Annotated in this window: 7 protein-coding genes; 6 read left to right on the top strand and 1 reads right to left on the bottom strand. The window is 69.2% G+C overall.

What is annotated here, in order from left to right; all coding sequences use genetic code 11:
• Nucleotides 1–142 precede the first annotated feature (142 nt).
• The 3 genes from EPA99_RS18575 to EPA99_RS18565 all read left to right on the top strand — a co-directional run bounded on the left by EPA99_RS18575 (nt 143) and on the right by EPA99_RS18565 (nt 4,737).
• Entirely contained in the window at nt 143–2,119 is a 1,977-nt protein-coding gene (locus EPA99_RS18575; RefSeq protein WP_129472753.1) for a transglycosylase SLT domain-containing protein, read from the top strand.
• A 139-nt stretch (nt 2,120–2,258) separates the two neighbouring features.
• Entirely contained in the window at nt 2,259–3,278 is a 1,020-nt protein-coding gene (locus tag EPA99_RS18570; RefSeq protein WP_164978710.1) for an MBL fold metallo-hydrolase, read from the top strand.
• A 238-nt stretch (nt 3,279–3,516) separates the two neighbouring features.
• Nucleotides 3,517–4,737, top strand: a complete 1,221-nt coding sequence (locus EPA99_RS18565; RefSeq protein ID WP_129472751.1) for a multifunctional CCA addition/repair protein — start codon at nt 3,517–3,519, stop codon at nt 4,735–4,737.
• 247 nt (nt 4,738–4,984) lie between these two features.
• Here EPA99_RS18565 and EPA99_RS18560 read toward each other — a convergent pair whose 3' ends face one another.
• A complete protein-coding gene (locus EPA99_RS18560) occupies nt 4,985–5,881 on the bottom strand; it encodes a LysR family transcriptional regulator (RefSeq protein ID WP_241688475.1) in 897 nt (298 codons plus the stop codon).
• A gap of 79 nt (nt 5,882–5,960) precedes the next feature.
• On the opposite strand from EPA99_RS18560, the gene EPA99_RS18555 reads away from it, so the two are divergent.
• The 3 genes from EPA99_RS18555 to EPA99_RS18855 form a co-directional block, all read left to right on the top strand.
• Nucleotides 5,961–7,007, top strand: a complete 1,047-nt coding sequence (locus EPA99_RS18555; protein ID WP_206733809.1) for a YeiH family putative sulfate export transporter — start codon at nt 5,961–5,963, stop codon at nt 7,005–7,007.
• A gap of 35 nt (nt 7,008–7,042) precedes the next feature.
• On the top strand, nt 7,043–7,291 hold the full coding sequence (locus tag EPA99_RS18550; RefSeq protein WP_129472749.1) for a hypothetical protein: 249 nt from the start codon (nt 7,043–7,045) through the stop codon (nt 7,289–7,291).
• 125 nt (nt 7,292–7,416) lie between these two features.
• Nucleotides 7,417–7,629 (top strand): hypothetical protein (locus EPA99_RS18855; protein WP_206733808.1); only part of this gene is annotated, 213 nt, incomplete at its 3' end.

Here is a 7,629-nt window from a genome sequence, read left to right as displayed (position 1 = left end):
AGGCCACCTAGAGCCGCTCCCACAACTCCCTCCACAACCCCTCCCACTGCTGCGCCAAAAAGGACTCTTGCTGGTGTCGATCCCCCCCCCGCCGCTGGTGGTGAAAAACCGGATTCATGCAGGCGCTCGTATCATCTGGTCCATGCATGTCCGTCCCTTGATGATCGTTCTTGCCGCCCTGGCGGCGGCCGCTGGCCTGACCTCCACCGCACGCGCGCAGGTGGCGCCGTTGCCGCAGCGCGATGCCCTGGTGCAGGCGCTGCAGGCCGCCGAGGCCGGCCGTTTCGATGCCAGCCAGTACGCCGCGCTGTCCAGCTCGCCGGCCTGGCGCTGGATCGAGCTGGCCGACCTGAAGCGCAACATCGACAGCGTCTCCGATGCACGCGCGCTGGACTTTCTCTCGCGCTATCGCGGCGAACCGGTGGCCGATGCCTTCCGTGCGGTGTGGCTGCCGGCGCTGTCGCGCCGCAAGGACTGGACCGCGCTGCGCGCGAACTGGACCCCGCAGCCGAACAACGTCGGCCTGCAATGCGCCGAACTCACCGCGCGGCAGGAGACCGGCGCCCTGGATGCACGCTGGGACAGCGATGCCAAGGCGCTGTGGCTGTCCACCGGCAAGGCGCTGCCGGACAACTGCGATGCGGTCTTCGCCACCCTGGCCCAGCGCGGCGTGCTGACCCCGGCGCTGCGCTGGCAGCGCATCGACCTGGCCATGGACGCGCAGCAGACCGGCATCGTGCGCGGCATCGCCGCGGGCCTGCCCGCCGAGGAGCGCGCCCTCGCCCTGGACTACGCGGCCTTCATCGACGCCATCCACACCCGCGCGCTGAACTGGCCCCGGACCGAGCGCAGCCGCAAGGCCGCCACCGTCGGCCTGTCCAAGCTGGCCAAGTCCGCGCCGGCCGCCGCAGAAGCGCAGCTGCCGCAGTACGCGCAGGCCCTGGGCATGAGCGCCGGCGAGCAGGCGCAGGTGAAGTACCAGGCCGCGCTGTGGACGGTGGCCTCCTACGAGCCGGATTCGGCCCGCCGCCTCAACGAGGTCCCCGAGGCGGCCTACGACCCGCGCCTGCACGAGTGGCGCGCGCGCGAAGCCATGGCCCGCGGCGACTGGCGCAGCGCGCTGGCGGCGATCCGCAAGATGGGCCCGGACCAGCGCAACGACCCACGCTGGCGTTACTTCGAGGCGCGCCTGGCCGAAAAGCAGGGTGAGTCCGGCGAAGCCAGGCGCCTGTACGCCGAGGCCGCCCGCACCGCGACCTTCCACGGCTTCCTCGCCGCCGACCGCCTCAACCAGCCCTACGCGCTATGCCCGGCCGAGCCCAGCGACAGCCCGCAGGCGCGCGCGGCGGTGGCACGCGACCCCGGCCTGGTGCGCGCCATGGCGCTGTGGCAGCTCGAGCGCCCGGCCTGGGCCACGGCCGAGTGGAATGCGGCCGTGGCCAGGTTCAGCGACGAGCAGCGTCGCATCGCCGTGGAAGTGGCGCGCGACAACGGCTGGTTCGATCGCGCGGTGTTCTCGCTGGGCAAGAAGCCCGGCGAGCTGCAGCTCTATTCGCTGCGCTTCCCGCTGCATCACGACGCCACGATCCGGCGCGAGGCGGCCAACAATGCGATCGATCCGGCCTGGGTCGCCGCCGAGATCCGCGCCGAGAGCATCTTCAACCCCAAGGCGCGCTCGCCGGCCAACGCCATGGGCCTGATGCAGGTGCTGCCCGGCACCGGCACGGCCGTGGCCAGGCGCCGCGGCATCGCCTATGGCGGTGCCTCCAGCCTGTACGACTCGGACACCAACATCGCCATCGGCACAGCCTACCTGCGCGAGCTGCTGGACAAGTACGGCGCGCCCTACGTGACCATCGCCGCCTACAACGCCGGGCCCACGCCCACCGCGCGCTGGCAGTCCCAGCGCCCGGGCATGGACCCGGATTTCTGGATCGAGACCATCAGCTACAAGGAAACCCGCGAGTACGTGGCGCGGGTATTGGCCTTCAGCGTGATCTACGACTGGCGCCTCAACAAGGACGCGCTGTCGCTGAGCGACCGCATGACCGGCCGCATCGACGGCCAGCGCAAGTCCTTCGTCTGCGCCGGTGCGCAAGGCGGCAACGAGGAAGGCTGACCGCCGCGTCAGCTTCGATGCCCCTGCCCTGGCACACATGCCGGCAGGGCATGTCGATATGCCATCGCGCCATTGCCCGCGGGGCGCCAGTTGCGCCCGGCCACGCTAGCCTGCGGGCTCCCGCCCTAGAGCCATGGCCATGCGCGTTTCGAACGTCTTGTTGCTGCTGGTGCTGTCCGCGCTGGGGCTGGCCCCGGGCGCACGTGCCGCCTCGCCAGCGTCGGCACCGAAGATCACCGTGCTCTACGACGCTTTCGGCGACCCCGGCCCGCTGCGCAAGGACTGGGGCTTTGCCGCGCTGATCGAGGTCGACGGCAAGCGCATCCTGTTCGATACCGGCAACGATGCCGAGGTGTTCGCGCACAACGTCAAAACCGCTGGCGTGGACCTGTCGCGCCTGGATTCGGTGGTGCTCTCGCACCGGCACTCGGACCATACCGCCGGGCTGGCGGCGGTGCTGGCGACCAATCCCGATGTGGTGATCCACGCGCCGCAGGAAGGCTTCGGCCTGTTCGGCTCGTCGCTGCCCTCCAGCTTCTATCGCAAGGACGCCGCGTTGCCGGCACGCCAGCGCTACTTCGATGGGAATCCGCCGCAGACACTGGTCCTCGGCAGCGCCTGGCCGGATGCGCATTTCAATCCCCTGGCCAAGACCACCGAGATCGCGCCCGGCGTGTGGGCCATCATCACCACCTCCGATGTGCCCGGCACGCGCGAGCTGCGCGAGCTGTCGCTGGCGGTACGCACGCCGCAGGGCCTGCTGCTGGTGGTTGGCTGCTCGCACCCCGGGCTGCCGCTGATCGTGGCCGAAGCGGCCAAGCTCGATCCGCACCTGCACCTGGTGATCGGCGGCTTCCACTACGTCAACGCCGACGATGCGGCCATTGCCAATGTGATCCAGGCGCTGCAGCCGTTCAAGATCGATTTCATCGCACCGGGCCACTGCACCGGCGAGGCCACCTTCGCCGCCCTGCAGGCCGCCTATGGGCAGCGCTATCTCTACGCGGGGCTGGGGGTGACGCTCATCCTGGACAAGGCCGAAGGCCCCGACCGCCCGCGCGGCAAGGCCGCGGCGTTCTCGCCCGGCGAGCGCGACGCCTACCGGGCACTGGCGCGCACGGGCGAACACGCGCACGCGGAGCCTATCGCGGCGCGTTGAGGCGCTGAAAGACAGGCGTGCGGGGCGTTCCTGGAAGACAACGGCGAGCGCGGCCAACCGCAGGCAGAAAGAACCGACTGCGCAACGCACGGCCTCCGCCATCCATGAACGCGCGCGGGAACAGACGCGCTCGCGCATTCCACCCGGCGCTTTGACCTGCAGGAGCGTTGGGACGGACGCGTTCGGTCTGGGCAGCGGCATGCGGCCATTGCCTCGACGATCGGCGATCATGTGCTGCATGAAGACCTATCTCGTCGGCGGCGCGGTCCGCGATCAACTGCTGGGACTCACACCAGGAGACCGCGACTGGGTCGTGGTTGGCGCCACCCAGGCGCAGATGGAGGCGCAGGGCTTTCGCGCGGTCGGCAAGGACTTCCCGGTGTTTCTGCATCCGCGCACGCAGGAGGAGTACGCGCTGGCGCGCACCGAGCGCAAGTCCGGGCGCGGGTATCGCGGCTTCGTGGTCGATGCCGATCCCTCGGTCACGCTGGAGGAAGACCTGCTGCGGCGCGATTTCACCCTCAATGCGATCGCCCAGGACGAGGACGGCACACTGGTCGATCCCTACGGCGGCGCGCGCGACATCGCCGCACGCGTGCTGCGGCACGTCGGCCCGGCCTTCGTGGAAGACCCTTTGCGCGTGCTGCGCGCGGCACGCTTCATGGCGCGGCTGGCGCCGCTGGGCTTCACCCTGGCCCCGGAGACGCTGGCGCTGATGCGGCAGATGGCCGACAGCGGCGAGCTGGACACGCTGGTTCCCGAGCGGGTGTGGCAGGAACTGCGCCGGGCGCTGGCGTCCCGGCAGCCCAGCGCCTTCCTGCGCACGCTGCACGATGCCCACGCCCTGCGGGCCGTGTTGCCGGAGATCGAGGCCTTGTACGGCGTGCCGCAACGCGCCGAGTATCACCCCGAGGTCGATACCGGCATGCACCAGGAGCTGGTCAGCGACATGGCCGCGCAGTTGGCGCCGGGCGATGATGCGATCGGCTTTGCCGCGCTGACCCACGATTTGGGCAAAGCGCTGACGCCCTCGCACGTGCTGCCCAGGCACATCGGCCACGAGCAGGCCGGTCTCAAGCCGCTGCAGGCGCTGTGTGCACGCCTGAAGATCCCGGCGGAGCATCGCGAGCTGGCCGTGATCGCCTGCCGTGAGCATCTCAACGTGCATCGGCTGGCCGAGCTGCGCGATGCCACGGTGCATGACCTGTTGGCGCGCTGCGACGCTTTCCGGAAAACGGCGCGGATCGCGCAGCTGGCGCTGGTATGCGAGGCCGACAAGCGCGGCCGCCTGGGCAGCGCCGGAGACGCCTATCCGCAGGGCGAGCTGCTTCAGCGGCTGCACGCGGCCGCGCTGTCCATCAACGCGCGCGATCTGGCCGAAGAAGGCCTGCAGGGCCCCCAGATTGGCCAGGCGCTGCGCAAGGCGCGGATCGCCGCGATTGCGGCCGAACGCGGGTAGAGGCTGGCTGGGCGTCTTCCATTTCGAGATGGAGATGCGGCGACCTAAGGAGCTGGCGATGCGCCCCCCGGCCCCGCTGTTGTAGCCATCGCCCTTCGTGGGAGCGGCTTCAGCCGCGAAGAAGCTTTATCGGGAAAGCCACTTCGCGGCTGAAGCCGCTCCCACAAAAATCGACACGGCTCAGCCCTCGAATCCCAGCTCACTCCTCACTCCTCGCTTCTAGCCCTCACTCCTCGTTTCCAACCCCTCACTCCAGCGATTCCAGGAACGCCGCCAGCGCGGGCGAGCGCGGGCGGCTCAGCAGTTCCAGGCGATAGAGCGGGCGCTGCAGCGGTGGACCGGGCGGCAAGGCGAAGGCGCGCAGGCGCCCCACCGCGATCAGGTCGGCCACCACCGCCGCGGGCAGGATCGCCACGCCGGCACCGGCGGCCACGGCGCGGGCAATGGCTTCGTTGCTGCCGATCTCCAGGGTGTGGGTCATGGCGATCCCGCGCGCCTCCAGCAGCAAGCGCGCGACCTCGCGCGTGCCCGAGCCGGGCTCACGCAGCAGCCAGCGCTGCCCGGACAGCTGCCTGGCGCTGGCGCGACGTTGCGCGCCCAGCGCCGCATCCGCGGCCACCACCGCCTGCAGGGGCTCATCGCGCCAGGGCGTGGCGAGAATCCGCTCGTCGTGCGCCGGGCCTTCGACGAACCCCACGTCGATGCGGCAGTCGATCAGCGCCGCGGAGATCTCTTCGGTGTTGCCGACCGTCAGTGCGCTGTCCAGCTGCGGATGACGCGCGGCGTGCCGGGCAAAGGCCTCGGCCAGCCAGTAGGCCGCCACCGTGGTGCTGGCGCCGATCCGCAGGCCGCCACGGCGCAGGCCGACGCGTTCGCGGATCTCCTCCATCGCCGCGCGCTCCAGCGCGAAGATCCCCCGCGCATGCCGATACAGGGCCTGCCCGCCCTCGGTCAGCCGCACGCCGCGTCCTTGCGAGCGATCCAGCAGCGGAAGGTCCAGCTGCGTCTCCAGCTCGCGCAGGGCCTTGGACACCGCCGACTGGCTGACGAACAGGACCTCCGCCGCGCGGGTGAAGCCGTGCTGCTCCGCCACCGCGCAGAACACGCGCAACAGGTGCAGGTTCAAGCCATGAGCCAGATTCATGGATTTGGGAAAAAGATGTATTGGACGCATTGTAGGGGGGCGCGGAGCATGGCGCCCACGCCTTCGCCGCAACGCTCCCATGTCCAGCACTGTCCAGCATCATTCCCGCCGCGCGACTACGCCCACTCGCTGGCCCGGGCTGGCGCTGGTGCTGCTGATCGCGGGCATGGCCATCGCGCTGGCGCAATGGCCAGCGGCACAAGCCGCAGGCCTGGGCGCATTGACGCTGGCCATCGTCATCGGCATGGCGATGGGCAACAGCGTGTTTCCAACGCTGGCCTCGCGCACGGGCTCAGGCGTGGACATGGCCAAGGGTACGCTGTTGCGGCTGGGCATCGTGCTCTACGGCTTCCGGGTGACCTTCCAGGACCTGGCGGGGGTGGGCCTGGCGGGCCTTGCGATCGACCTGGTCGTGGTCACCGCCGTGTTTAGCATGGCGACCTGGATCGGCACGCGCATGCTTGGACTGGATCGCCAGACCTCCATGCTGATTGGCGCAGGCAGCGCGATCTGCGGCGCGGCAGCGGTGCTCGCCACCGAGCCGGTGCTCAGGGCGCCAGCCCACAAGGTCGCCGTTGCCGTTTCGACGGTGGTGGTGTTCGGCACGCTGGGCATGTTCCTGTATCCGTGGCTGTATCCCCACCTGGGGCTGGATGCGCATGGCTATGGCCTGTATGCCGGCTCCACCCTGCACGAGGTGGCCCAGGTCGTGGTCGCTGGCCAGGCGGTCGGGACGGAGGCCGCCGCGTCGGCGGTGATCGAGAAGATGTTGCGGGTGATGCTGCTGGCGCCTTTCCTGCTGCTGTTGGGCGCGTGGCTGCGTCGCCGCGCCTGCGCGCGCGCCGAGGCGCCTGCGAGGCTGACCATTCCCTGGTTCGCGCTGCTGTTCGTGCTGGTCGCCGGCTTCAATTCCCTGCACCTGTTGCCCAGGCCCGTGGTCGATGCGCTGCTGACGCTGGACACGCTGCTGCTGGCCATGGCCATGGCGGCGCTGGGCCTGCGCACGCACTGGGGCGCGATCCGGCAGGCCGGGGCTCGGCCGCTGCTGCTTGCGGCGATCCTGTGGCTGCTGTTGATGGGTGGCGGCTACCTGCTCAATCGCGGTGCGATGCTGTTGCTGGGATAACGCCGCAGCTTTCACGGGACCCACGATCACGCTTGATGCGTGCCTCCCTGTTGCTGTTGCTGTTGCTGTTGCTTTTGCCGTTGCTGTTGCTTTTGCCGTTGCTTTTGCCGTTGCCGTTGCTTTTGCCGTTGCCGTTGCTTTTGCCGTTGCTTTTGCCGTTGCCGTTGCCGTTGCCGTTGCTCGTGATTTTGCTTCTCGCCCTTGATCTTCGAGCCGTAAAGCACGCCGAGCACCGGAGCAGAATTGGGGCGAAGAGGCGCGCCTGTTTGAGCGAAGCGAGTTGAGCGCCGTCCCCAATTCTGCGAGGAGCGCAGGGGACCGGGCCGCAGGCCCGGCGTGTGTCCGGCGAAGACGGTTTTGCTTACTTTTGCCGCGACAAAAGTAAGTCGCGCCTAAGGCGCGAAAGCCTTTGATCTTGTTCTTGCCTTCCGCTCCAAACGCTTTTAAAGGCGAAAGCGAAGCAACAGCAAAGTCAGGAGCAAGAGCTTTCGCGCTTGCAGCGCGAGTGACTTTTGTCGCGGCAAAAATCACCAAAACCGCTTCCGCCGGACACTCGCCGCCGCTGCGCGGCGGTCCCCTGCGCTCCTCGGAAAAAACGGGACGGCGCTCAACTCGCTTCGCT

The sequence above is a fragment of the Pseudoxanthomonas composti genome (genome assembly GCF_004122095.1).
Lineage (GTDB): Bacteria > Pseudomonadota > Gammaproteobacteria > Xanthomonadales > Xanthomonadaceae > Pseudoxanthomonas_A > Pseudoxanthomonas_A composti.
This window is presented reverse-complemented; position numbering and strand designations above follow the sequence as displayed.

Excerpts from the sequence above, each read along its gene's own strand:
- EPA99_RS18565 (WP_129472751.1), top strand. The coding sequence starts at position 3,517 with ATGAAGACCTATCTCGTCGGCGGCGCGGTCCGCGATCAACTGCTGGGA.
- EPA99_RS18560 (WP_241688475.1), bottom strand. The coding sequence starts at position 5,881 with ATGAATCTGGCTCATGGCTTGAACCTGCACCTGTTGCGCGTGTTCTGC.
- EPA99_RS18555 (WP_206733809.1), top strand. The coding sequence starts at position 5,961 with ATGTCCAGCACTGTCCAGCATCATTCCCGCCGCGCGACTACGCCCACT.
- EPA99_RS18575 (WP_129472753.1), top strand. The coding sequence starts at position 143 with ATGCATGTCCGTCCCTTGATGATCGTTCTTGCCGCCCTGGCGGCGGCC.
- EPA99_RS18550 (WP_129472749.1), top strand. The coding sequence starts at position 7,043 with ATGCGTGCCTCCCTGTTGCTGTTGCTGTTGCTGTTGCTTTTGCCGTTG.
- EPA99_RS18570 (WP_164978710.1), top strand. The coding sequence starts at position 2,259 with ATGCGCGTTTCGAACGTCTTGTTGCTGCTGGTGCTGTCCGCGCTGGGG.